At 74.3% G+C, this 23,193-nt stretch carries 24 protein-coding genes; 9 read left to right on the top strand and 15 right to left on the bottom strand.

All coding sequences use genetic code 11. The features are described 5' to 3' along the window. Positions 1 to 10: 10 nt before the first annotated feature. From cydB to MNY60_RS03585, 4 genes are all read right to left on the bottom strand, one after another. Positions 11 to 1,039, bottom strand: coding sequence for a cytochrome d ubiquinol oxidase subunit II (gene cydB, locus MNY60_RS03600; protein WP_242355924.1), 1,029 nt, complete (start codon positions 1,037 to 1,039; stop codon positions 11 to 13). Beyond that, the gene (locus MNY60_RS03595) at positions 1,039 to 2,457 is read right to left on the bottom strand and encodes a cytochrome ubiquinol oxidase subunit I (RefSeq protein ID WP_242333472.1); all 1,419 of its coding nucleotides are present in this window, start codon (positions 2,455 to 2,457) and stop codon (positions 1,039 to 1,041) included. Before MNY60_RS03595 ends, cydB begins: the two co-directional genes overlap by 1 nt. Positions 2,458 to 2,619: 162 nt before the next feature. Further along, positions 2,620 to 3,309, bottom strand: a complete 690-nt coding sequence (locus MNY60_RS03590; protein ID WP_242360041.1) for an alpha-ketoglutarate-dependent dioxygenase AlkB — start codon at positions 3,307 to 3,309, stop codon at positions 2,620 to 2,622. Between the two features lie 42 nt (positions 3,310 to 3,351). Continuing rightward, complete coding sequence (locus tag MNY60_RS03585) at positions 3,352 to 4,305, bottom strand: zinc-dependent alcohol dehydrogenase family protein (protein WP_242333477.1); 954 nt, start codon at positions 4,303 to 4,305, stop codon at positions 3,352 to 3,354. A gap of 115 nt (positions 4,306 to 4,420) precedes the next feature. On the opposite strand from MNY60_RS03585, the gene MNY60_RS24150 reads away from it, so the two are divergent. From MNY60_RS24150 to MNY60_RS03570, 3 genes are all read left to right on the top strand, one after another. Beyond that, complete coding sequence (locus MNY60_RS24150) at positions 4,421 to 4,924, top strand: GreA/GreB family elongation factor (RefSeq protein ID WP_242333479.1); 504 nt, start codon at positions 4,421 to 4,423, stop codon at positions 4,922 to 4,924. A 173-nt stretch (positions 4,925 to 5,097) separates the two neighbouring features. Beyond that, positions 5,098 to 5,865 (top strand): SGNH/GDSL hydrolase family protein, encoded by a 768-nt coding sequence (locus MNY60_RS03575; protein WP_242360040.1) that lies wholly within the window; start codon positions 5,098 to 5,100, stop codon positions 5,863 to 5,865. Positions 5,866 to 6,079: 214 nt separating this feature from the next. Beyond that, positions 6,080 to 6,760, top strand: a complete 681-nt coding sequence (locus MNY60_RS03570; protein WP_242360039.1) for a YsnF/AvaK domain-containing protein — start codon at positions 6,080 to 6,082, stop codon at positions 6,758 to 6,760. 91 nt (positions 6,761 to 6,851) lie between these two features. Here the strand turns inward: MNY60_RS03570 and MNY60_RS03565 are convergent, their stop codons facing one another. The 3 genes from MNY60_RS03565 to MNY60_RS03555 all read right to left on the bottom strand — a co-directional run bounded on the left by MNY60_RS03565 (position 6,852) and on the right by MNY60_RS03555 (position 10,520). Further along, positions 6,852 to 8,051: a hypothetical protein gene (locus tag MNY60_RS03565; RefSeq protein ID WP_242360038.1), complete on the bottom strand. Its 1,200-nt coding sequence runs from the start codon at positions 8,049 to 8,051 to the stop codon at positions 6,852 to 6,854. Positions 8,052 to 8,143: 92 nt separating this feature from the next. Continuing rightward, positions 8,144 to 9,847 (bottom strand): class I adenylate-forming enzyme family protein, encoded by a 1,704-nt coding sequence (locus MNY60_RS03560; RefSeq protein ID WP_242360037.1) that lies wholly within the window; start codon positions 9,845 to 9,847, stop codon positions 8,144 to 8,146. Between the two features lie 121 nt (positions 9,848 to 9,968). After that, the gene (locus tag MNY60_RS03555) at positions 9,969 to 10,520 is read right to left on the bottom strand and encodes a YceI family protein (protein ID WP_242333486.1); all 552 of its coding nucleotides are present in this window, start codon (positions 10,518 to 10,520) and stop codon (positions 9,969 to 9,971) included. A gap of 119 nt (positions 10,521 to 10,639) precedes the next feature. Here MNY60_RS03555 and MNY60_RS03550 point away from each other — a divergent pair, with 119 nt between their 5' ends. Continuing rightward, positions 10,640 to 11,542 (top strand): LysR family transcriptional regulator, encoded by a 903-nt coding sequence (locus MNY60_RS03550; protein WP_242333488.1) that lies wholly within the window; start codon positions 10,640 to 10,642, stop codon positions 11,540 to 11,542. A gap of 52 nt (positions 11,543 to 11,594) precedes the next feature. Here MNY60_RS03550 and MNY60_RS03545 read toward each other — a convergent pair whose 3' ends face one another. Both MNY60_RS03545 and MNY60_RS03540 read right to left on the bottom strand, forming a co-directional pair. Next, positions 11,595 to 12,107, bottom strand: a complete 513-nt coding sequence (locus MNY60_RS03545) for a hemerythrin domain-containing protein (protein ID WP_242333490.1) — start codon at positions 12,105 to 12,107, stop codon at positions 11,595 to 11,597. Next, the gene (locus tag MNY60_RS03540; protein WP_242333492.1) at positions 12,107 to 12,568 is read right to left on the bottom strand and encodes a hypothetical protein; all 462 of its coding nucleotides are present in this window, start codon (positions 12,566 to 12,568) and stop codon (positions 12,107 to 12,109) included. Before MNY60_RS03540 ends, MNY60_RS03545 begins: the two co-directional genes overlap by 1 nt. A gap of 233 nt (positions 12,569 to 12,801) precedes the next feature. On the opposite strand from MNY60_RS03540, the gene MNY60_RS03535 reads away from it, so the two are divergent. The 4 genes from MNY60_RS03535 (at position 12,802) to MNY60_RS03520 (ending at position 16,804) form a co-directional block, all read left to right on the top strand. Continuing rightward, complete coding sequence (locus tag MNY60_RS03535) at positions 12,802 to 13,782, top strand: NADP-dependent phosphogluconate dehydrogenase (protein WP_242333494.1); 981 nt, start codon at positions 12,802 to 12,804, stop codon at positions 13,780 to 13,782. 230 nt (positions 13,783 to 14,012) lie between these two features. Beyond that, complete coding sequence (locus MNY60_RS03530) at positions 14,013 to 15,383, top strand: metallophosphoesterase (protein WP_242333496.1); 1,371 nt, start codon at positions 14,013 to 14,015, stop codon at positions 15,381 to 15,383. A 54-nt stretch (positions 15,384 to 15,437) separates the two neighbouring features. Then, positions 15,438 to 16,049: a YitT family protein gene (locus tag MNY60_RS03525; RefSeq protein WP_242333498.1), complete on the top strand. Its 612-nt coding sequence runs from the start codon at positions 15,438 to 15,440 to the stop codon at positions 16,047 to 16,049. 344 nt (positions 16,050 to 16,393) lie between these two features. Beyond that, entirely contained in the window at positions 16,394 to 16,804 is a 411-nt protein-coding gene (locus MNY60_RS03520) for a cupin domain-containing protein (protein ID WP_242333500.1), read from the top strand. A 52-nt stretch (positions 16,805 to 16,856) separates the two neighbouring features. On the opposite strand, the gene MNY60_RS03515 is transcribed toward MNY60_RS03520, so the two are convergent. The 6 genes from MNY60_RS03515 to MNY60_RS03490 form a co-directional block, all read right to left on the bottom strand. Beyond that, the gene (locus MNY60_RS03515; protein WP_242333502.1) at positions 16,857 to 17,360 is read right to left on the bottom strand and encodes an SRPBCC family protein; all 504 of its coding nucleotides are present in this window, start codon (positions 17,358 to 17,360) and stop codon (positions 16,857 to 16,859) included. Between the two features lie 143 nt (positions 17,361 to 17,503). Then, entirely contained in the window at positions 17,504 to 18,760 is a 1,257-nt protein-coding gene (locus MNY60_RS03510; protein ID WP_242333504.1) for an MFS transporter, read from the bottom strand. Continuing rightward, positions 18,757 to 19,161, bottom strand: coding sequence for a DUF3037 domain-containing protein (locus MNY60_RS03505; RefSeq protein ID WP_242333506.1), 405 nt, complete (start codon positions 19,159 to 19,161; stop codon positions 18,757 to 18,759). Before MNY60_RS03505 ends, MNY60_RS03510 begins: the two co-directional genes overlap by 4 nt. Continuing rightward, positions 19,139 to 19,918 carry a phosphatidylinositol 4-kinase gene (locus MNY60_RS03500; RefSeq protein ID WP_242333508.1) on the bottom strand — a complete coding sequence of 260 codons (780 nt, stop codon included), beginning with the start codon at positions 19,916 to 19,918 and terminating at the stop codon, positions 19,139 to 19,141. Before MNY60_RS03500 ends, MNY60_RS03505 begins: the two co-directional genes overlap by 23 nt. Before the next feature lie 117 nt (positions 19,919 to 20,035). After that, the gene (locus MNY60_RS03495; protein WP_242333509.1) at positions 20,036 to 21,673 is read right to left on the bottom strand and encodes an ABC-F family ATP-binding cassette domain-containing protein; all 1,638 of its coding nucleotides are present in this window, start codon (positions 21,671 to 21,673) and stop codon (positions 20,036 to 20,038) included. Positions 21,674 to 21,731: 58 nt separating this feature from the next. Beyond that, a complete protein-coding gene (locus MNY60_RS03490) occupies positions 21,732 to 22,688 on the bottom strand; it encodes a YeiH family protein (RefSeq protein ID WP_242333511.1) in 957 nt (318 codons plus the stop codon). Positions 22,689 to 22,785: 97 nt separating this feature from the next. On the opposite strand from MNY60_RS03490, the gene MNY60_RS03485 reads away from it, so the two are divergent. Further along, positions 22,786 to 23,166 (top strand): DUF309 domain-containing protein, encoded by a 381-nt coding sequence (locus MNY60_RS03485; RefSeq protein WP_242333514.1) that lies wholly within the window; start codon positions 22,786 to 22,788, stop codon positions 23,164 to 23,166. Positions 23,167 to 23,193: the final 27 nt, after the last annotated feature.

Raw genomic sequence — 23,193 nt, 5'->3', positions numbered from 1 at the left:
TCCGGACGGATCAGTACCCGTGCCCGCCGCGGTGCTCCCCCTCGCGGATCTTCCCGCGGAACACCCAGTAGATGAGGCCGGTGTAGCCGAGCACGAACGGCATCCCCATGGCGGCGATGATCGCCATGTTGCGCAAGGTCGGGCCGGTGGAGGAGCCGTTCCGGATCGTGATCGACAGGGCGGGATCGAGGCTCGAGGTGACGAGGTTCGGCCACTGGGCGAGCCCGAACAGCACCACGAGCCCGGCGACCGTCAGGGCGGAGGAGGCGAACGCCTGGAAGTAGCGGCGCAGGAACACGGCGCGCGGGACGTTCCCCGCCGCGAGGACGTTCAGGACGACGATGCCCCACGCCCACGGCAGGTGGGCGAAGTTCGCCGTCGCGCGCGGGATGGCCACGAGCGTGAAGATCGTCGTGAGCAGGTAGAGCACCGAGAACACGCCGGCGGCGCTCCAGGCCCAGCGGCGCACCTCCTCGTGTAGCTCCCCCTCGGTCTTGATGAGGAGCCACACCGCCCCGTGCAGCGCGAAGAGCGAGAGCGCGAAGACGCCGACGAGGAGCGCGTACGGCGAGAGGAGCCCGGAGAGCGCCACCTGCGCCTCGCCGTCGGCGCGCACCGGCAGCCCCATCATGACGTTACCGACCGCGGCGCCGAACAGGATGGGCGAGAGCGCGCTCGCGGCGAAGAAGGCGACGTCCCAGGTGTTGCGCCAGGCCCGCGACGGGCGGCGGCTGCGGAACTCGATCGCCACGGCCCGGAAGATGAGCGCGAGGATGAGCAGCATGAGCGGCGTGTAGAGCGCGCTGAACGCCGTCGCGTACGCCCGCGGGAACGCGGCGAAGAGCGCGCCGCCGAACGTGACGAGCCAGACCTCGTTCCCGTCCCAGACCGGCCCGATCGCGTTCAGCATCACGCGGCGCTGCTCGTCTCGCCGCGCGAGGAGGTAGAGCGTGCCGACGCCGAGGTCGAACCCGTCGAGCACCGCGTAGCCCGCGAGCAGCACGCCGAGGAGGACGAACCAGAGCACCTGCAGGTCCATCACCGCCTCCCCTCGCCTGCGAGGTGGGAGCGCCCCGGCTCCTCGTAGGTGGCCGCGACGTCCACGAGCTCCTTGCCCCTGGTCGGACCATGGGGCGGGACCGCCGGCGGCGGCCCGGCCTGGATCTTCGCGTTCATGACGTAGACCCAGACGAGGAACAGGCCCGCGTAGACGAGCCCGAACAGCACGAGGGACTGGAGCACCTGGCCGTCCGTCACGGACAGCGAGAACGAGTGCTCGGTGCGGAGCAGGTTCCACACCGTCCAGGGCTGCCGCCCCACCTCCGCGACGATCCAGCCGAGCTGGTTCGAGGCGTACGTCCCGAGCACCGCGAAGACGAAGATCCACAGGAGCCAGCGCGTGCGGAAGAGCGTCCCCCTCCGGCGGAGCCACAGGCCGAGGAGCGTGAGCGCGATGAACGCCGTGCCGAGCGCGACCATCAGGTGGAAGGCGTAGAACGGCACGGCGACCGGCGGGCGCGCGTCGGGCGGCACCGACGCGAGCCCCGGGATGGAGGCGTGGGGGTCGCGGTGCACGAGCAGCGAGAGACCGCCGGGGATGGCTACGCCGAGCGCGACCCGGCCCTCCTCGGGCCTCGGCACGCCGAACACGTGGAGGTCCGCCGGGCCGTCCTCGAAGTGCCCCTCCATGGCGGCGAGCTTCGGCGGCTGGTGCTCGGCGACGATGCGCGCGCTCTGGTCGCCCGTGACGAGGAGGAGCACGGAGAAGATCGCCCCGAACGAGAGGGCGACCGAGAAGCTCCGCCGCGCGAACTCCTCGTGCCTCCCGCGCAGGAGGTAGAAGGCCGAGATGCTGAGCACGAAGAACGCGCCGAGCACGTAGGCGCCGTTGAGGGTGTGCAGGAGCCGGCCTATCGTCGACGGGTTCAGGACCGCGTCCCAGAACCCGGTGATCTCGGCGCGGCGCGCCGCGCCCTCGCCGACGACCCGGAACCCGGCGGGCGTCTGCTGCCAGCTGTTCGCGACGATGATCCAGACCGCCGAGAAGACCGAGCCGAGCGCGACCAGCACCGCCGACACGAAGTGCATCCGCGGCGACACCCGGTCCCAGCCGAAGACCAGCACGGCGAGGAAGCCCGACTCCAGGAAGAACGCGAAGATGCCCTCCGCCGCGAGCGCCGAGCCGAAGATGTCGCCCACGAAGACCGAGTAGCGCGACCAGTTCGTGCCGAACTGGAACTCCATGACGACGCCGGTCGCGACGCCGATGGCGAAGTTCGCCGCGAAGAGCCCGGTCCAGAAGTGGGCGGCCGAGTGATAGACGGGATCCTTGGTCCGCAGGTACTTCCAGAGCAGCACCGCGATCACCGCCGCGAGCCCGATGGTGAGCGGCGGGAACAGATAGTGAAACATGATCGTCAGCGCGAACTGCACGCGCGAGAGCGTGAGGACGTCCATCGGGCGCTCCTTCGCGGGGGGCCCCTCGCCACGGGAGGGGCCGCTAGAATGTGCGCCCCTCGCGCAGGAGCGTGAAGGAGAACCGCGCGTTCCCGGGGGGCCCCGCCGAACGGGCGTGCGCGCGTGCGCGCGCCGCCGGCGCCCCCGGTCGGAGGTGATGCGTCAGCGAGCGGGTCCGCCGGGCTCCCGGTCCGGCGCCTCGCCCTCGCCGTCCTCCACCTCGACCCCGTAGCCGCGCGGATCGAGGCCGTGGCGGAAGGCGATGCTGATCCGCGGCCCCGCCCGCGCGACCTTGGGGACGGAGTGCTGCCACGTCCGCTGCGTCCGGCCGCCGGTGACGAGCAGGTCGCCGCGGCCGAGCGCGAACGCCAGGGGCCGTCCGGCGCCCTTCCGGCGCAGGAGGAACCGGCGCGGCTCCCCGAGCGACACCAGCGCGACGATCGGCTCCGCGACGCGCTTCTCGATCCGGTCGCCGTGCCAGGCCACCCCATCCGCGCCGTCGCGGTAGAGGTTGAACCCGGCGGAGTCGAGCTCGACGCCGTACCGGCGCGAGAGCGCCCGTCGCATCTCGTCCACGATCGCCGGCTCGAGCGGCACTCCGGACGCGGCGCTCCATGGCGCCGTGAGCCGGGGCTCCTCCACCTCGCGGTCGTACAGCCTGCGCTTGCGCCGGCCCCAGCGGCGCGTGCGGAGGAGCTCCTCGAACAGCGCGTCCGAGCCGGAGACCCACCCCGGCGCGACGTCGATCCAGGACTCCGCGTCGAGCTCGATGCGGCGCACGCCGCCGAACGAGCGGTCGAACGACGGCGCGGCCGAGTCGAACAGCGTGGGCTGGAAGCGGACCGACGTCATCCCAGAACCGATAACCGGGCCCGGCGCCGCCGCCACGCCGCGTCACCGTCCGATGGCGAGGACGAGCTTGCCGCGCCCGTGCCCGGACTCGAGCCGGCGGTGGGCCTCGGCCGCCGCCTCGAGCGGGAGCACCGCGTCCACGAGCGGCCGGAGCTTCCCCTGCTCCACGAGACGCGCGAGCTCCTCGAGCCGCCGCCCCTCGCGCGTGAGGAACACGCCGTGGAGCGTCTGGTTCTTGAGATAGAGCGAGGTGAGGTCGCCGTCGCAGCCGAGGATCGTGGCGATCCGGCCGAACGGGCGCGTCGCCTCGGTCGACCCGGGCACCGTGGCGCCTCCCACGGTGGTGAGCACCGCGTCCACCCCCTGCCCCCCCGTCTCGCGGAGCGCGGCCTTCACGACGCTCTCGCCGCGGTAGTCCACGCAGACGTCCGCGCCGAGCGCGCGCAGCGTCTCCTGGTTGTCCGGGCCGGCGGTCGCGATGACGCGCGCCCCGGCCGCCTTGGCGATCTGGACCGCGAACGAGCCTACGCCGCCCGCGCCGCCGTGGATGAGCACGGTCTCGCCGACCTGCACCGCGAGGCGCCGCACGAGCGCCTCGTACGCGGTCCCGCCCGCGAGCGGGATCGCCGCCGCCTCGGCGTGCGTGAGCCGCGCCGGCTTCCGCGCGGCGATCGCCGCCTGCACGACGGCGTACTCGGCGTACGTACCGTGCGGGTTGCCGAAGATCTCCGGGGTGTAGAACACCTCGTCGCCCTCGCGGAAGCGCGTGACACCCGGGCCGACCGCCTCGACCACGCCCGACGCGTCGTAGCCGATCACGGCGGGGACCTCGAGCTGCGCCCAGGTCCCGGAGTGCCGGATCTTCGCGTCGACCGGGTTCGTGCCCGAGGCGATGACGCGGACGAGGAGCTCGCCGGGGCCGGGCGTGGGCCTCGGGACGTCGCGGAGCTCGAGGACGTCGGGACCGCCGAACTTCGGGACCACCATGGCGCGCATGCGGGCGAAGTAGCCGGGCCGCGGCGCCGCCGCGGGCCGTCCTTGGGGCTGCGGCGACGCGCCCCGAGGGCCGTCCTCGCGCGCCGGCGCGCCCGGGAGGACCTAGGATTGACTCGTGTCCAAGGCGTTCACGAGCGAGGAGACGCCCGACCTCGGCCCCGTCGTGCGGGCGCCGCCCCGGGTCGCCCCCGGCGAGGTGAGGTACGTCACGCCGGAGGGGCAGGCGGCGCTGCGCCAGGAGCTCGAGCGGCTGCGCGAGGCCCGGGCGGACGCGGCGGCGCTGCCGGAGCACGCGCGCGCCGCGCGGCATGCCGAGCTCGACAGGCGGGCCGCGCTCGTCGAAGGGACGCTCGCGGCCCTGACGGTGCTCGGTCCCGAGAGCGCGCCCGAGGGCCGGGTCGGGTTCGGGACCTGGGTGCTCGTGGAGGACGAGGAAGGGCGCACTCACTCCTGGCGCATCGTCGGACCGGACGAGGCCGACGCGCGGCGCGGCCTCGTCAGCGTCAGCTCACCGGTGGCGCAAGCCCTCCTCGGTCACGAGGCCGGAGACACCGTGGAGGTGGATCTCCCCGCGGGCGTGCGCGAGTTCACGGTGCTCGAGGTCCGGCGCCGGAGCTGAGGCGGCACCGCTTCGGGGCGTCGCGCGCCCCTCACCCGTGGCGCCCGTCCCACGAACACGGGCCGGGGCCCCCCCTCGCGCCCTCGCTCGCATCCCGCTAGCATCGTTCCACCGTCCGGCGACCTTCCCGCTTCCTCGCGCTCGGGCGGCATCCGCCGGACCGTGGGCGTCACATGAGCGGAGCGAGGACGATCGCCGGCAGGTGGGCGCGGGGAGTGACCGCCGCGGCGGCGCTCCTCGCCGCGTGCATGGCGGGCCACGCCGCGCCTCCGCGAGACGCGGCGGCCACGGACGCGCCTCAGGTGATCTTCTTCGGCTCGAGCACGACCGCGGGCACCGGCGCGTCCCGCCCCGAGCGGCGCTGGACCACGCTCCTCGCGCGCCACGCCGGGTGGAGCGAGGTGAACGAGGGGCTCCCCGGCTCGACGCTCACCGACGTGACCGGCCGTCCCGCGCCGTCGGGAGAGCTCCGCTGGCGGGCGCTCGCGGGGAGCGGCCTCCGCCCCGGCGTGGTGGTCGTGATGTACGGCGCGAACGACGCGATCGCGGGGGTGCCGCTCGGCGAGGCCGATGCGCCGGGGACGTTCCGGCATGCCGCCGCGTCCGTGCTGCGCGGTCTCCGCGCCGCGTTCCCGCGGGCGGTGCTCGTCGTCTGCACGCCGCAGCCCGGGCGGCGGCTCGACCGCGCACGGCGCGCCCCGTACGACGCCGCGCTCGCGGACGAGGCGCGCGCCGTCGGCGCCGTCGTGGTGCGCGGCGACGAGGCGTTCGCGCCGGAGGCGCTGCCGCGCTTCGCGGCGGACACGATCCACCTCAACGACGCCGGACACGCCGCGCTCGCCGCGTACGTGGAGCGCGCGCTCCTCGACGCGCGCGTCATCTCCCGGCCGCACGTCGCGAAGGGCGCCGGCTTCGGCGTCGACGGCGCGATGATGCCCTGAAGGCTCCGCGAAGGCAGCCGTACGGCGAGGAAGCCCCACGCCCGTGCGGAGCTCCGGCGAGACTGAGCGCGCGCCGGGTCCCCGCGCGTGCGGCGGCGCGAGGGTCCGCCGGCGAGGGCGCGTGCCCGTGGCGCTCGCCCGCCGCCCTCTTGCCGCGTGGCCGCGCGCACCCCAACTCAATGGGGACACCGCACATCCAAGGAAGGGGATCCGCATGTTCGAGAAGCAGGCGGTACGGGAAGGGATGAAGGTTCGCGCGCGTGACGGAGAGGATCTCGGGAAGATCGTGAGCGTCTCGTCGACGGGGATCGTGATCGAGAAGGGCTTCTTCTTCCCCCGCGATTACGAGGTGCCGATGCATCTCCTGAGCGACGTCCGCGACGACGAGCTCTGGCTGTCGTGCACGAAGGAGGACCTGAAGGTCGAGGGGGCGCTGACGGGCGGCGCCGCGACGACCTATGAGCTGCGCTCGCCGGAGGCGGGCACGCGCGAGGAGGGGCGCATGCAGCTCTCCGAGGAGGAGCTCGAGGCGCGCAAGCACGTGCGGGACAGGGGTGAGGTCCGCGTGACGAAGGAGGTCGTCACCGAGCACAAGCAGCTCGACGTGCCGGTGATGCACGAGGAGGTCCGGGTGGAGCGCATTCCGGCCTCGGGGACCGAGCACACCGCGACGGGCGCGTTCGAGGAGAAGACGATCTCCGTCCCGGTGCGCGACGAGGAGGTCGAGGTGGTGAAGCGCCCGCGCGTCCGCGAGGAGGTCCGGGTGTCGAAGACCTCGCGGGTCCAGGAGCAGCGCGTCTCGGGCGACGTTCGCCGCGAGGAGGCGCGCATCGAGGGCGAGGGGGACCTCGAGCGCGACCCGCTCAGCCCGCGCCGCGATCCGGACGAGCGCTGACGGCCGGGGCCGGCCGTTGCCCGCGAGAGCGGGGAGCGGCCGGCCGCACCGCGCGAGGCGCGGCCGCCGCGACGGCGGCGGCCCGGCGCGGCTACCGGTGCTCGACCGCGAGCGGAGCGCCCCTCGGCGCCTCGCCGCGGGCGTGCGCCTCCGGCTCTGCGCCCTCCCCGGGCCTCGCCACGATCCACTCTCCGTCCGGACCGGGCCGGAAGATGGCGTGGACCTTGAGCGAGATGCGCGAGGAGCGCGGATCGATCTCGTGGTGCTGCGGCAGATTCAGGTAGTAGAGCCGCGTCGGGGTGCCGAAGCGCAGGCGGCAGACCGGCGCCCCGCCGAAGTCGTCCACCGAGAACTCCTCGTTGCGCACCGGCGCGAGCCGGTGGTGCGGACCGAGGACGACGGACGACACGCCGTGGGTGGCGCCCGGATCGCGCTCGCCCATGACGCTCTCGGCGGAGCAGTTGCCGAACACGGTCACGGTGTCGCGCACGCCGGGGGTGTCCTCGAGGTACTCGCCGTAGAAGCCGGAGAGGACGTCGCGGTAGACGCGGTGCTCGGGCTTGGGGTTGCTCTGCACGACGAAGAGCGCGTCGAGCGTCTGGCGCGACCGGAAGAAGAGCTGGTTCGCGTGGTCGATGATCGCGCGGATGTTGGACTCGTACAGGTTGCGGTACACGTAGTCGAGGCAGACGAGGACCATGAAGTTGAAGGGCGTCGCCTCGTTCCGGAACAGGTAGAAGTGCCGGCCGCGGTACTGGTCCTCGTACTTGTCGAGGAACTCCTCGGCGCGGAACGGGTGGGTCTTCGCCTCGAGGAACACCCGCAGCCGACCCTCCGCGTCCTTCACGGCCACGCACCCGACGTTCACCGGCACGCCGAGCACGTCGCCGGAGTCGATGTCGCGATCGACGAGCGGGATCGCCTCCGCGTTGTCGGCCTTGAAGCGCTCGAGCAGCCCGCGGTAGGTCCTGAGCCGCACGTGCTCGAGGCCGAACATCGTGACGGTGCTCGGGCGGAAGCGCTCCGCGACGAGATCGAGCAGGGCGTCCAGGCGCTCGATCGGAACGCAGCTCTCGGGGAGCATGAGGAAGTGGAGCTTCTTGAGATTCCCCGGGCCCTCGTCCACGAGGTCGAGGACGGAGCGGATGGTTCGCCACTGCCCCTCGGGATCGGCGATCCGCCACCCCTCCTGCGTCCGGCGGAGGTGGTTCGGGATCTGCGCGATGAGGCAGTGCAGGTGATGCCCGAGCGGGTACGCGAGCCTCAGCCGCTTGTCGATGATGCGGACCATCCGCTGACGCTACGGTCCGCCTCATCCCGCCGTGAACCACCCCCGGCGGGCCCGTGGCGGGGTGGGCTCACCGCGCGCGGGCACCGGCCCCGTCACGCGGAAGCTCGCTTGTCCCACTTGCCCTGCCTGCGCAGGCCCTCGACGATCTCCTGCGCCCGTTCGCGCAGCGCGAGGTAGTCGGTCTTCGCGACGCGGTTCAGGGGGAGCGTCCCCGCCTCCACCACCTCGACGTGGCTCGGCCGCGCGTAGGAAGCGATGCCCGCGCAGGCCTGGCTGACCTCCTCGGGCGTCACGTCCTCGCCGGCGGCGCGCTCGACGAACATCACGACGGCCTCCACCCAGACGGCGTGCTCGACGCCGACGCACGCGGCCGCGCTCGCCCTGCCTCCGAGCGCGCCGACGACGTGGTTCTCCACGTCGCCGGGGAACACCTGGAACCCCTTCGGCTTGATGGTCAGCTTGGCGCGCCCGGCGAGCCGGAGCCCCTTCTCCGTGTACGCGCCGAGGTCTCCCGTGTAGCAGACCCCGTCTCGCGAGACGGCCTTCGCGCTCGCCTCCGGATCGTTCAGGTAGCCGAGGAACACCTGCGGGCCGGAGAAGCAGATCTCGCCGATCTCGCCGGGCGCGAGCTCCGGCCCGGCAGCGCCCTCGGCGCTCATGGGGCCGCGGATGGTGAGCGGGCAGAGCGGCGAGTCGAACCCGATGCCCTCCGCGAGGTCGTCGGCGGTCGCCCCGAGCGCGGTGTACGTGCAGAACCCGGAGGTCTCGGTGAGCCCGAGCCCGGTCCCGATCTCGGCCGCCATCTCGCGGAGCCGGTCGAGGAACGCGCGCGGCACGCCCTGCCCGCCGTAGATGGCGGCGCGCAGGCTCGAGAGGTCGACCTCGCGGTAGCGCCGGTGGTTCCACTCGAGGTTGAAGAGTGCCGGGATCTGCCCGACCACGGTGACGCGGTGCTGGGCGATCGCCTCGAGGCTCTTCTCGGCGTCGAAGACGTGCAGGAGCACCGAGGTGAGCCCGGCGTAGATCCCCGTGCCGAGCAGCTCGGTCGTGCAGCCGACGTGCGACGGCGGCAGGTTCACGAGGAGCCGGTCGCCCTCCTTCAGGCCGAAGCCGACCGCGAGCCCGACGTTCTGCACGAGGATGCTCTCGTGGCACAGGAGCGCGGGCTTCGGGGAGCCCGTCGAGCCCGTCGTGAAGATGACGAGGCAGCCGTCGCGCCGGCCGACCTTCCGGCGCGCGCGCCGCACCGTGCCGAGGAGCCGCGCGCGGACGTAGCCCGCCTTGATCCCTTTCGTGAAGTCCTTCACCCAGGTCGCGCCGGGCAGGATCCCGTCCGGCTCCTTCTGGAACTGCACCCAGTGGCGCACGCTCGCGCAGCCGCCGACCACCTCGCGGAGCACGGGCAGGAGCGCCGGCGCGCCGGCGAAGAAGTAACCCTTCGGCTGGAGCTTCTCGAGGCAGGCGCGCAGCTCGCCCGCGCGGAGGCGCAGGTCGAGCGGAGCGGCGACCACGCCGATCCGGTAGCAGGCGAGGACGAGGAAGACGTGCTCCTTGAGGAGCGGCAGGCTCGTCGCGAGGACGTCGCCCTTGCGGAAGCCGCTCGCGAGGAGCTTCGCCGCGAACGCGTCCACCGCGGTGTCGAGGTCCTTCCACGTGACCGTCTCGCCGGTGTTGTGCTCGACGAGGGCGATCGCGCCGGGGGCCCGGCGCGCGTGCAGGGTCACGCAGTCGGCGATGTTGTCGGGAAGCGCGGCGGCGCGAGCGCGGCAGTCGGCGTCCTGGGCGGGCGTCTTCATCGGTCGGCTCCTCGTGCGAGCCGCGCGGCGAGGCGGGGCCCGGTCGAACGACCGGGGTTCTACCCCACCTCCGCCGCACGATGAAGCGCCGCGGCACGATCCCGAGCCTGCCCGGGCTCCCCTACGCCGCGACCGTCGCCCCGGCCGTCTTCCGCACCGCCTCGAGCTCGATCGCGATCTCCACCTTCTCGCCCACGAGCACGCCGCCGGTCTCGAGCGCCGCGTTCCAGACGAGCCCGTAGTCTCGCCGGTCGAGCGACGCCTTCGCCGAGAAGCCCGCGCGCTCGTTGCCCCACGGGTCCTTGCCGGTGCCCGCGAACTCGGCCTCGAGCGTCACCTCGCGCACGACGCCGTGGAGCGAGAGGTCGCCCACGATCCGGAGCGCGCCGCCCGCCTGCTCGACGCGCCTCGAGCGGAAGCTGATCTCCGGGTGCGCTGCGACGTCGAGGAAGTCCGGCGAGCGGAGGTGCGCGTCGCGGTCCGCGACGCCGGTGTCGATCGAGGCGGGGTCGATCGTGACCTCGACCGAGGAGCGGGCGAGGTCCTGCGGGTCGAGCTGCACGGTGCCCGTCCAGCGGCCGAACCGGCCGTGCACCTTGGAGATGACCATGTGGCGCACGGAGAAGTGCACCGCGGAGTGTCCGACGTCGATGTCCCAGGGGGTGGCTGCCATTTTCGGTTCCGTCCTTTCGTGGGGCGCGCCTGCCGCGCCCTTCGTGTCCGCAGTCTTGCTATCGTTCCTCGTCAGGCGCAATCTGGACGCCGGCACATGTCTGTTCCATGGAAGGAACGATGGATCTCAACCTCCTCACCGTCTTCGAGGCCGTGGCGCGGAGCCGCAGCTTCTCCGCCGCCGCGAAGGAGCTCGGACTGCCCAAGTCGTCCGTGAGCCGCGGCGTCGCGCGGCTCGAGGGGGAGCTCGGGGCGCAGCTCCTGCTCCGCACCACCCGCCAGGTGGCGCTCACGACGGCGGGCACCGCGCTCTACGACCGGGCGGCGCCGCTCTTGCGCTCGGTCCAGGCCGCCCTCGGCGAGGTGCCGGCCCAGGAGGAGGAGCCGAGGGGCCTCCTCCGCGTGACGGCACCCGTCGACCTCGGGGTCCTCTTCCTCGCGGAGGTCGTGACCCGCTACACGGCGCGCTATCCGTCGGTGTCGGTGGACCTGCACCTCACCGGACGCGTGGTGGACCTCGTCGCCGAGCGCTTCGACGTCGCGCTGCGGGTCGGCGCCAGGCTCCAGGACTCCACGCTCGTCGTCCGCAAGGTGGCGCCGATCGTGCTGCGGCTCTTCGCGTCGCCGCTGTACGTCGCCCGCCGCGGCTCGCCGCGCGCGGAGGCCGAGCTCGCGGCGCACGACCGCGTCGTGTTCCGCGGCGGGGCGGAGAAGCTGCGCATCGGGGGCGCGCGCGAGCCCGCGGACGCGAGCGGCCGGGCGCGGATCGTCTGCGACGATCTCCTCTTCGCGCGCGACGCCGTCCGCGCCGGCGCGGGGATCGGCCTCCTCCCCTCCTTCGTGGCCGAGCCCGACGTGGTGGCCGGCCGGCTCGTGCGGATCCTCCCGCGCCACGAGCGCCTCGCCGGCGCGCTCCACGTGGTGACGCCCGCGGCGAAGCACGTCCCGCGGAAGGTCAGCGCCTTCCGCGATCTCGTGGTGGAGCTGGCCGGCGCGCCGAGCGGCCTGCTCGGGGCGGGGTGAGCGGGGCGCTGAACGACGCCGGTCGGGGTTCGAGGCCGGAGCGCCGCCCCGATCACCTTCCCCCGTGGCTCAGGGCGGATTGCCGGAGCGCGGCCTCGGCGGTGCGCAGGACGCGCGGCCCGTCGGCGTAGGGGGCGACCCGCACCGGCGGGTAGGCCCGCATGCGCTGGACGAGCTCCTCCGCCTCGGCCGCGAGCAGCGCGTCGCACTGGTCGTACACGCCGCCCGGCTCCTCCTCGCGCGCGTCGTGCGGCACGAGGATGGACCGCAGCTCCGTCACGAGCTCCGCGGTCGGGGTCGGGACGAGCAGCGAGGCGAGCGCGCCGTGCTCGATGCGGAGCTGGCGCGCGGCGGGGAGCGGCTCGCCGCCGCGCGCCCGCCGGGCCGCGGGCAGCAGGATCTTCTCCTCGAGCGCGATGTGGCGGAGCAGCCCGGCGCGGAAGGCGTCGAACGCGGTCCGCTCCAGCGCGCCCGCCGAGCGGACGGCGCGGTCGAGCAGCGCGTCGAGCCGGGCGTGGTCGTCGGTGAGGTGCCGGGCGATCGGCGTGGCGGGGGTGAGCGGCATCAGTCCTCCTCGTCCTCGGCGGCGCCCATGAGCAGCCGGTGCTGGGCCTCGCGCACCATCCGGTCCACCACGCGGAAGACCGCGGCGGAGAGCTCCTCGTCTGGGCGGCCGGCGTCGCCCGCGTGCCCGGCGGCGAAGAGGGCGAGGAGGGTCCAGTCCTCGGCGGAGACGGCGAGGTGCGTGTCGGGGCGGTAGCCGTCCGCCGTGGCGCGGAACGGCTCGAGGTCGCCGTGGACCGGGCGGAGCACGAGGAACCGGCCGCGGCGGCGCTCCCGGTGCGCGTCGACGATCCACTCGCGCCGCGCGGAGTCGCGGGTCCGCGCCGAGCCGAGGAGACCCGCGTCCGAGCGCTGCAGCGCGCGGAAGGCGGCCTGCGCGTCCGGCGCGAGCGCCTTCCCGTTCGGATGGGCGGCGGCGCCGCTCTCGTAGCGCTCGAGGATCTCCGCGGGTTCGTAGGGCATCGGGCGCTCCTCTGGGGCGGCACCGGACCGGGCGAACGTCGTGCACGCCGTGCGAGGGTCTCTAGGCAGGCGGCCGCCCGCAGTCAACGCGAGCCGCGGGGCGGCGGCGGACCACGCGAAGGACGTGTCCGGCCGGGGAGCGACGGACAACGATGGGACGGTGGCCCGGAGCGACGTGAGCGATTTGTCCAGCGCGCGGACCCGTGCGGCCGGCGCGCCGAGGGAGGTCCCGGATGGCTTACGCGGCGGGTGAGCTGGGCGTGGTGGGGCTCGGGAGGATGGGCGGAGGGCTCGCGCTCCAGGCGCGCGAGGTCGGGCTCCGGGTCGTGGGCCTCGACGCGCACGGGCTGCGCGCGGAGCTCCTCGCGGCGGGCGTGGAGGAGGCACGAACGCTCGACGCGCTCGTCGCCGCGCTCGCGCCGCCGCGCGCGGTGTTCCTGTACGTCCCGGCAGGGCCCCCCGTGGACGCGCTCCTCGACGCGCTCGCGCCGCTCCTCGCCCGGGGGGACGTCGTGGTGGACGGCGGAAACTCGTACTGGGGCGACTCCATCCGTCGCCACGACCGGCTCGCGGGCCAGGGGATCGAGCTCGTCGATCTCGGCACGAGCGGCGGGGTCGAGGGCGCGCGGCGCGGCGCCTGCTTCATGGCGGGGGGTGAGGCCGCGGCGGTCGCGCGCGTCGAGCCGCTGCTCCGCGCGCTCGCGGTCGAGGACGGCTACGTCCACGCGGGCCCGCCCGGCGCCGGCCACTTCGTGAAGCTCGTCCACAACGGCATCGAGTTCGGGATGCTGCAGGCGATCGGCGAGGGCGTCGACCTCCTCGAGCGCTACCACGACCGGCTGGACGTCGCCGCCGTCCTCTCCGCGTGGCGGCACGGCTCGGTCATCCGCGGCTGGCTCATGGACCTCATGCACGCCGGGTACGAGTCGGAGGGCGGGCTCGACGCCGTGCCGCCGTACGTGGAGGACACGGGCGAGGTCTCCTGGCTCGTCGCCGACGCGCTGCGGCTCGAGGCGCCGATCCCGGTCATCGCCCAGGCCGTCCTGCAGCTCTTCGCCTCGCGCGACGGCGAGAAGCGCTGGGCGCGCGCCGTCGCGATGATGCGCCACGGGTTCGGCGGCCACCCCTACGGGCCGAGCGCCCCCGTCGCGGAGGAGCGGCGCACCGGCCAGGTGGGCGGGACCTGGCGCGACGAGCACGACCGCCCCCGGTAGAGAGGCGCGTGGCGCCACCTCGACGCGCTCGCAGGAGCCGATCGCTCTGGAGGTGAAGCTCGCGGGGCGATCCCGCGCGCGGCGCGCACCCACAACCGCGCACCCGTCCGCACCTCCGGGCGGCCTCCGGACGGAATGTGGCGCGCGCGCCCGGCTGTTCAACCGGGGTCACCAAGAACCCGTCGTGCCCGCCCCGGCGTCCGCGCATGCGGACGTGGAAGGAGACGTCCGTGCGCCTCACCTCGCGCCTCCCCGCGCTCGCCGCGGCCCTCGCGCTCCCGCAGCTCGCGCTCGCCACGAGCATCGTGCGCGGGCCCTTCCTGCAGCAGACCACGCCCACGTCCACGATCGTGGTCGTCTCGACCGACGCGGCGGCGCACGTCGAGGCGGTCGCGGACCTCCCCGGCGGCGGCACCGCCCAGGCGAAGAGCGACGGCACGCACCACCTGCTGCGCCTCTCCGGCCTCCCGGCCGCGGCGACCATCCCGTTCCACGTGACGCTGGACGGCGCGCCCGCCGGCGACGGCTCCGTGCGGACGCCCGCCGTGCCCGGCACCGAGGCCGCGCGCCACGCGGTGATCGGGGCGACCGCGGACACCGGCTCGGCCGGCCCGAACGCGCGCGCGAACGTCGCGCGCATGGAGCTCCGCGGCGTCGAGGCGGTGCTCACCATGGGTGACAACTCGTACCCCGACGGTGCGGCCGGCGAGTGGGACACGACGTTCTTCGGCGTGTGGAAGGACCTGATGCGGTCCGCGACGATGTGGACGGGCGTCGGCGACCACGAGTACCGGACGCCGTTCGCGCAGCCGTACCTCGACTCGGTCGAGCTGCCGCAGGGACCGCAGGGCGAGCGCTACTACTCGTTCGACTGGGGCGACCTCCACGTCGCCGCGCTCGACACGAACTGCATCGTCCCGATGGACGCGAGCCAGATGGGCTGCGACACGGCGACGATGGTCGCCTGGCTCGAGGCGGACCTCGCGGCGTCGAAGGCGCCCTGGAAGCTCGTCACGATGCATCGGCCCGCGCTCGCCACGGGCAAGTACGGCGTCTTCCCGGAGATCCCGCGGGCGCTCCTCGGCCCGTTCGAGAAGTACGGGGTGGACCTCGTCCTCCAGGCCCATAACCACCTCTACGAGCGCACCTGGCCGGCGCGGCAGGGTGCGGTCGTGAAGAAGGACTACGACCACCCGGGCGCCCCCGTGTACCTGACCGCCGGTGGCGGCAGCGACTACCTGTACGAGTCCGTCCTCCCGGCGGCGGAGTGGACGGCGTTCCGCGCGACGGAGTACCAGCACCTCATCCTTACGCTCGACGGCGGGACGCTCCTCGTGGAGTCGGTCCGGCCGGACGGCTCGCTCCTCGACAAGTTCCAGATCGTGAAGGACGTCCCGCCGCCGAGCGCCGACCCGCTCACGCCGCCGGCTCCCGGCGACACGACGACGCCGCCCCCCGTCCCGGAGCAGTCGGTCGCCGGCCCCAAGGGAGCGGGCGGAGGCGGCGGCTGCGGCTCGGGCCCCGGCGGCGCGCTCGCCCTCGGGATCGTCGGCGCGGTGCTCGCGTGGACGCGCCGCGGCGCCCGCGCCCGCCGGCCGTGAGCGGGCGCTCCCGGCGCGACAGCGCCGGGCCGTTCCGCTAATCTGCCGCGCCTCATGGACACCGTCCTCCCGGCGGAGAGCCACAGCGCGTTCGACGACGCCCAGGCCATCCTGACCGCCTCGGCGCTCGTCGCGCTCGGCTACGGCTTCCTCGCGCAGGCGAAGCTCCTGACGGGCGGCACCGCCGGCGTCGCCCTCCTGCTCGCCCGGGTGACGCCCTTCTCCTTCGGCCAGCTCTTCGTCGCGCTCAACCTGCCGTTCTTCTGGCTCGGCGTCCGGCGGATGGGGTGGCGGTTCACGGTGAAGACGTTCGTCGCGATCGCGCTCGTGTCCCTCGCGACCGATCACCTGCCGGCGGTGCTCCACCTCGACCGGCTGCACCCGCTCTACGGCGCGGTGATGGGCGGGGTCCTCGTGGGCGTGGGGCTCCTCGTGCTCTTCCGCCACCACGCCTGCCTCGGCGGGCTCAACATCCTCTCCATCCACCTGCAGGAGCGGCACGGCGTCCGCGCGGGCGCGTTCCAGATGGTCGTCGACGCCCTGGTCGTGCTCGCGTCGCTGTTCGTCGCGCCGCTCTCCACGATCGCCCTGTCGGTCGTCGGCGCGGTCGCGCTCAACCTGGTCCTGGCGGTGAACCACCGGCCGGGCCGCTACCTCGGGACCTGACCCCTCCCGACGCGGCTCGCAGGGCGCGCCGTACCGTCGGGCAGTTCCTCACCCCGGCCCTAACCCGGGCAGGCGCTCGAGCTCCGGCACGCGCTGGAGGGCCGCGCCTGGCGGCCGGGCGTCGTGCCGGACGGTGAGCCTGTCTCTGCGTCCGCGGAGCTCGCGATCGGACAGCCCCCCGGGCGCTAGAAGGCCGGGCCGGAGCCGCCATGCGCGAGCGGCGTGTCCCGCCCGCTCGGACATTTCGAGCGAACCCGAACGACCGCCGCCGGCCGTTGAATGCGACAAGGTCTCGGAGCACCGTCTCTTCCCCGGCCGCGTCGGCCGGATGGGAGGACATCGCGATGGCGCGCATCTCGATCAAGCGGTTCTCGTCTCCGGACGAGACCCGTCCGTTCAAGGGCAACGGGCACGCGGAGATCCTGAAGTTCGGCGACGGGGTGGTGGGAAGGGGCGTGTTCGAGCCGGGCTGGCGCTGGTCCACGCACGTGAAGCCGCTCGCGGGCACCCGGAGCTGCCAGGCCGCACACTCCGGCTACGTCGTCTCGGGCCGGATGCACCTCGTGATGGACGACGGCGAGGAGGCGGAGATCGGGGCCGGCGACTACGCCGTCATCCCGCCCGGCCACGACGCCTGGACGGTCGGCGACGAGGCGTGCGTCATCATCGACTTCGCCGGCATGGAGCACTACGCGGAAGGCCGGACCACCCGAGCCCAGCCCGGCGCGGAGTCCCAGGCCCCCGCCCATCACTGAGCGCTTCCGCTCGGGCGAGGCGCCGGGAGGCCGGCGCCTCCGCTCGAGCGCGCTAGGCGTGCGGCAACGTCGGCGGCGGCTGCCTCGAGGGCGGAGCCATCTCTGGCGCCCTCGGGGACGCCCCCGCGGACTCGAGCCGCTCCTTCAGGTTCTCGAGCAGCGTCTCGGCCTCGCGCTCGTTGGAATGGCGGAGGAACAGCTCCGCGACGTGCCCGAGCAGCGGCAGCGGGAGCTCGTACTGGATCTTCAGGACCACCTCCGTCCCGGCGTCGCGCTGCTCGAGGGTCCAGGTGAACGTGCTCGGGATCCCCTTCTCGTTCTTCGTCACGAAGCGGCGGGGCCGCACCGCCTCGACGGTCTCCGACCGTCCGTGAAAGCGCAGGCCAGCCATCTTGTAGGTCCAGTCCCAGTCCGCCCCGCCGCCCTCCTTGAGCTGGACGTTCGTGACCTCGACCAGGCTCGGCCAGATCTCGAGCAGGTTCCTCGGATCGTGCAGGTAGTCGAACACCCGCGCTGCCTCCACCTCGACGAGGATCTTCTTCTCGATCCTTTCCATGACACACCCCCACCCAACCCGACTTCGGTCCGGGCGGTGAACGTAGCCACTCCACCCCCCGCTGCTCGCCTTCTCGGCGGGAGCAATCGCGGGTACGGGCGCGCGGGGGAGGCGGCGGCGCGTGAGTCGCGCGCGCGGCCGCGTCAGCGCTCCGCAGACCGCGCGCTCCCTGCGCGCTCCTCGTCCGGCACCACGTTGCGGAAGCTGCGCCACAGCGCGAGGTCGTAGAGGATCTTGAGGCCGCCCGACAGGAAGAACGGAACGGACGAGAGCGCCGCGATCGCGTAGAGCGGTCCGGCGGCGAGCGGCGCGAGGGCCGCGCCGACCGTCCGGGCGATGCCGGTCACCCCGGCCGCCGCCGAGCGCTCGTCGGGGTCGACGACCGCCATCGTGTAGGACTGGCGCGTCGGCACGTCCATCTGCGAGATGGAGAACCGCACGAGGAGCACCGCGATCGCGAGCGGCAGCGTCGGCATGAGCGGGACGAGCACGAGGAGCACGTTCGAGGGCAGGTGCGTCGCCACCATCGTGTTCACGAGCCCCACGCGGCGGGCGATCCACGCGGCCGACAGCGCCGAGATCCCGGCGAGCACGTTCGCGCCGAAGAAGATCGCGCCGAGCCTCGCCGGCCCCACGCCGAAGCGCGCGTGGAACCACCAGGCGACGAAGCTCTGCACCACGAGCCCGCCGGCGAAGGCGTCGACGGAGAACAGCGCGGAGAGGCGGAGGATCGTGCCCCGCGAGCGGTGCAGGCCGAGGCGCGAGCGGCGGGAGGCGGCCGGCGCCGAGGGCGCCTCCACCGCGGGCGACAGCCGCGTGAACACCGCCGCGAGCGCGAGCCCCGCCGCGCCGTAGCCCGCCATCACGGCGCGGTAGCTCGCGAGCGGCGCGACGCCGCGCGACTGGAGCGCGCCGGCGAGGCCGCCGCCGGCGAGCGCGCCGAGGGCCGTCGCCGCGGATCCCGCGAGCTGGTACCAGGCGAACGCGGCGGTCCGCCGCTCCGCGGGGAGCTCCTGCGAGAGCGCCGCCTGCTCGACGGCGAGGAACGGGCCGACCTCGTTCCCCGAGGGGCTGATCACCCCGACGGTGGCCGCGAGGAGGAGGAGCGCGAACGAGGTCGTGGCGGCGAAGGCGGCGCCCGCGAGCGCCATGAGGGCCGCGCCGGCGAGGAGCATGCGCCTCCGCCCCCAGCGGTCGGCGTGGGTGGTGATCACGAGCGAGAGCGCGGTGTCGCCGAGGAGCGTGAGCGTGAGGAGCGCCCCGATCCGCCGCTCGCCGTAGCCCGCCGCGGAGAGGTGGAGCACGAGCACCACCGAGACGAGCCCGTACGCGAAGAGCCTCAGGGCACGCGACGCGAAGAGGACCGGGACGTCGCGGAGGGGCGCGGGCCCGGGCGTCATGGCGCAGGGGCCCGGGGCTGCCGCACCATGCGCTCGAGGAGCTTCTCGAGCGCCCGCGCCGGGTCCTCGCACACGCCGGAGTGCACCGGCCCGACCTGGATGACGGTGCTGCGCGGCGCGACGAGCCAGTGGAAGCGCTCCCGGAGCGAGAGCCGGCCGATGGGCCCGCTCCCCTCCCCGCCCGCCGCGACGCGCGAGAGCGCGGCGAGGTGCTCCTCGACGAGCGGCAGGTCCACCCCGGGGAAGAGCGCGCGGAGGCGCTCCCGATCGAGCTCCACGCGCGCGGCCAGGAAGTCCCGCTCGAGGCAGAAGAGGATGACGCCCGCGTTCAGGAACTCCTCGCGCTCGACGCGCGGGACGACGCGGACGACGGCGTAGTCAAACGAGCAGTGCGCGGGCACGTTCGGCCTCCTCCACGAAGAGCGGCGCCGCCGCGAGGCGGCGCTCGAGGAGCCGCACGTACGCCGCGCGGTGCTCCGCGACCGAGGCGAAGCGCGGCTCGCCCTCGAGCCACGCGTCCGGCACCTCGCCCACCGCGCGCGCGACGGCCCCGCCCTCGAGCCGCGCGGCGAGGCGCGCGCCGGCGGCGGGGAGCTCGGCCGCCCACTGCAGGAGCACGTGGTCCTTCACCGCGCGAAACGGGGTGAGCGCGGGGTCCGGCGCGTCCGGCCAGGCGTGGTGGAAGTAGAGGGACGCGCCGTGGTCGATGAGCCAGAGCCGCCGGTGCCAGCAGAGCAGGTTCGAGTTCCGCGCCGTGCGGTCGACGTTCGTCACGAGCGCGTCGAAGAACACGATCTCCGAGGCCTCCGCGGCGGAGGGCGGCGGCCCGGCCACCGGATCGAAGGTGGCGCTGCCCGGCAGGTAGTCGAGGCCGACGTTCGCCCCGACGCTCGCCTTGAGGAGATCGCGGATCTCCCCGTCCGGCTCGTTGCGCCCGAGCTCCGCGCCGACCTCGAGCCGGACGAGCTCGGGGACCGGCAGGCCCGCCGCGCGGGCGAGCTCGCCGGCGATCACCTCCGCGACGAGCGCCTTCGGCCCCTGCCCCGCGCCCCGGAACTTCGCGACGTACAGGCCGTCGTCGTCGCCCTCGACGATGGCCGGCAGCGAGCCGCCCTCGCGCAGCGCGGTGACGTAGCGGGTCGCGGTGACGGTCCTCATCCGGACAGGTTACCGCGCCGGCGACGCGCCCGCGATCACGCCGCGCCCGCGGCCTCCGGGCAGGACTCCCGCGCCGCGGGCGGCTCGCGCGGGGCGGCCGCGGGGCCCGCGCCTCGACTAGCGCGCCGCCCCGAGGTGCCGGAGCCCCGGCCCCTCGCGGCCGGTGCGCGCCACGTACTCCCCGTAGCCGCCGCCGTAGGCGATCGGGCCCTCGGCCGTGAGCTCCAGGACGCGGTTCGTGAGCGCGGAGAGGAAGCGCCGGTCGTGGGACACGAGCAGCATCGTCCCCTCGTACCCCGCGAGCGCCCGCACCAGCATCTCCTTGGTCGAGACGTCGAGGTGGTTCGTGGGCTCGTCGAGCACGAGGAAGTTCGGCGGATCGTAGAGGAGCTTCGCGAGGACGAGCCGCGCCTTCTCGCCGCCGGAGAGCACCTTGCAGCGCTTCTCGATCTCGTCGCCGGAGAAGCCGAAGCAGCCCGCGAGCGTGCGCAGGGAGCCTATCGAGGCGCGCGGGAAGGCGTCCTGGAGCGTCTCCCAGACCGTCCGGTGGGGGGCGAGCAGCTCCATCGCGTGCTGGGCGAAGTAGCCCATCTTCACGCTCCCGCCCACCGCGACGGTGCCCGCGTCCGGCGCCGTCTCGCCGGCGACCATCTTGAGCAGGGTCGACTTGCCCGCGCCGTTCGCGCCGAGCACGCACCAGCGCTCGCCGCGGCGCACGAGGAAGTCGAGGCCGCCGTGGACGACGCGCGCCCCGTACCGCTTGACGACCCCGGCGAGCTTCGCCACGTCCTCGCCGGAGCGGGGCGCGGCGCGGAACTCGAAGTCGACGGTCTTGCGGACGCGCGGCGGCTCGACCTTCTCGATCTTGTCGAGCTTCTTCACGCGCGACTGCACCTGCGCCGCGTGGGACGCCCGCGCCTTGAACCGCTCGATGAACGCGAGCTCCTTCTTGAGCATCGCCTGCTGGCGGTCGAACTGCGCCTGCTGGTGCGCGTCCGCGATGGCGCGCTCGCGCTCGTAGAGGTCGTAGTTGCCGGAGTACGTGGTGAGCTCGCCGCCGTCGATCTCGACGATCTTGGAGACGACCCGGTTCATGAACTCCCGATCGTGGGAGGTCATGAGGATCGCGCCGTCGTAGGCCTGGAGGAACTCCTCGAGCCAGATGATCGACTCGAGGTCGAGGTGGTTCGAGGGCTCGTCGAGGAGCATCGCGTCGGGCCGCATGAGGAGGATGCGCGCGAGGGCGACGCGCATCTTCCAGCCGCCGGAGAGCGCCCCGACGTCGCCGTCCATCATCTCCGGCGTGAAGCCGAGGCCGCCCAGGATCTCCCGCGCGCGCGCCTCGAGCGCGTAGCCGCCGAGCTCGTCGAAGCGGGCCTGCACGTTCCCGAACCGCTCGACGAGCTCCTCCAGCTCGTCGGCGCGGGCGGGATCGGCGAGGGCGTGCTCGAGCGCGTGCAGCTCGGCCGCGACCGCCGACACCGGGCCGGCGCCGTCCATCGTCTCCTCGACGGCGCTCCGCCCGGACATCTCCCCCACGTCCTGGGAGAAGTGGCCCACGGTGACGCCGCGGTCGATCGAGACGTTGCCCTCGTCCGGCTCCTCCTCGCGGGTCACGAGCCGGAACAGGGTGGACTTCCCGGCGCCGTTCGGCCCGACGAGGCCGATCTTCTCGCCGCGGTGGAGGACGGCCGACGCCTCGACGAAGAGGAGCTGCCGGCCGTGCTGCTTGGAGATGCCGTCGAAGCGGATCACGGGACGGGCGTTTTCGCACGCCGCGGGCCCCGCTTCAACCCGCCCGGGCGCGGGCGCGTCAGGAGATCCAGCCCTCCCGCACGGCGAGGAGCGTGGCGCCTCCCATGGCGAGCCACAGGAGGACCCCGTGCGCGAGCGGGCGCGCCCCGACCTCGCGGAGCGCCTCGCGCGAGAGGTTCGCGCCGACGAGGAAGAGCGTGAGGACGAGCGCCCGCCGGGCGGCGAGCGCCAGGGCGCCCGCCACGGGGGCGGCGGCGGGGACGAACGTCGCGATCGCCGCGGCGACGACGAAGCCCGCGATGAACCCGGGGAAGGAAGCGCGGCCCGCCGCCGCCCGCCCCGCGCGCCGCTCCAGCGCCGCGAGGCCGACCGTGACGGGGAGGATCCAGAGGGCGCGCGCGAGCTTCACCGCCGTGGCCACCTCCAGCGCGCGCGGCCCGTACTGCAGGGCGGCGCCGACCACCGAGCTCGTGTCGTGGATGGCGAGCGCCGCCCAGACGCCGAAGGGCGCCTCGGCGAGCCCCGCGGCGTGCCCGAGCGGCGGCGCGACCACGAGGGCCACCGCGTTCAGGAGGAACACCGTCCCGAGCGCGACCGTGACCTCGCGGTCGTCCGCCTGGATGGCCGGCGCCGCGGCGGCGATCGCGCTGCCGCCGCAGATCGCCGTGCCGACCGTGATGAGGAGGCCGGTCTTGCCGCGCACCCGGAGCGCCCGGACCATGAGCGTGCCGAGCGCGAAGGCGGCGGCGATGGTGACCACGGTGTACCCGAAGCCGCGCGCCCCGGCCCGGGCGACGGCGCCGAGGTCCATCCCGAAGCCGAGCCCGACGACCGCGAGCGGCAGCAGCTTCTTCGAGAGGCGGTGCGTGAGCGCCTGGGCGGGGTTCCCGACCGCGAGCGCGATCGCCGCGCCCGCGAGGAGCGCGCCGGCGGACGAGGCGGCGAGGGCGGCCCACGCGGCGCCGGCGAGGAGGAGCGCGTGCCCGAGCCCCGGGCGACTCGCGTCGTCGGTCATGGCGCGCAGCCATACCTCCGATCCGCACCTGGACGGGAGCGAAAAACCTCGGCGCCACCGCGTCGCGCCGCCGCGAAGCGCGCGCTAGACGAGGAGGATGGCACGGCCTCCGGACACGCTCTCCGCGGACACGCGCGCCGCGCTCGACGCGGGCGTGCGCCTCTTCGACGATGGGCGGTTCTTCGACGCGCACGAGGTGTGGGAGGACGCGTGGCGCGACGAGGCCGGGGCGCCGAGGCTCGCGCTCCAGGGGCTCATCCAGATCGCCGCGGGCTTCCACAAGGGCCTCGTGCAGGGCCGGCCGGCGGGGATGGTGCGGCTCCTCGGCGCCGGGCTCGGGAAGCTCGAGGCGAGCGGCGGGGTGGGCGGGCTCGCGCTCTCCACGTTCGTGGTCGAGGTGGAGCGCTGGCGAGCCGCCGCGAGGCGGTGGGCCGAGGGAGGGGAGCAGCCGCGAATGCGGGTCCCCAGGCTGCGGTGAAGCTCGGTGCCCGGCGCAGGGGCTCGG

Source organism: Anaeromyxobacter sp. SG17, assembly GCF_022690695.1.
Taxonomy (GTDB): Bacteria; Myxococcota; Myxococcia; order Myxococcales; family Anaeromyxobacteraceae; genus Anaeromyxobacter; species Anaeromyxobacter soli.
The sequence above is the reverse complement of the archived record's forward strand: the minus strand, read 5'-3'. Positions and strand labels throughout refer to the sequence as shown.